The sequence below is a fragment of the Colwellia sp. BRX8-9 genome (assembly GCF_014077245.1).
Classification (GTDB): domain Bacteria; phylum Pseudomonadota; class Gammaproteobacteria; order Enterobacterales; family Alteromonadaceae; genus Colwellia_A.
This window is the reverse complement of the sequence record NZ_JACGVN010000072.1, coordinates 1-328: the sequence shown is the minus strand read 5'-3', so window position 1 is coordinate 328 and position 328 is coordinate 1. Positions and strand designations below refer to the sequence as shown.

Sequence of the window (328 nt, the reverse complement as noted above, 5' to 3'; positions counted from 1 at the left end):
GATTGTTAAAGAACTCATTCTTAACGCGCATTCGGTTAAAAACGTGGTTTAAAAAACCAAACTTAACATGTTCATCAGAACAGTTTAAGTTTGGTCTCTTTCTTTATACGAAGAATCATAATGGTATTTATATTTTACCAAGGCACTTGGATGCGACGTTTAGTTTACTAAACGAGTATTCAAGTAACGAAGATAAAATTTAAATGGTGGAGCTATGCAGGATCGAACTGCAGACCTCCTGCGTGCAAGGCAGGCGCTCTCCCAGCTGAGCTATAGCCCCATCGGGATTCTTCTAATTTGTTATCATGTAATTTGTGTAGACACTCGT

The 328-nt window shown here is 38.4% G+C and carries 1 protein-coding gene and 1 tRNA gene; one reads left to right on the top strand and one right to left on the bottom strand.

The window, feature by feature from the left end:
- Positions 1 to 203, top strand: a 203-nt coding sequence (locus tag H4J70_RS20500) for a hypothetical protein (RefSeq protein WP_220470410.1), incomplete at its 5' end; no start/stop codon positions are given.
- Position 204: 1 nt separating this feature from the next.
- Here H4J70_RS20500 and H4J70_RS20330 read toward each other — a convergent pair.
- Positions 205 to 280 (bottom strand) — tRNA-Ala (locus H4J70_RS20330).
- Positions 281 to 328: the final 48 nt, after the last annotated feature.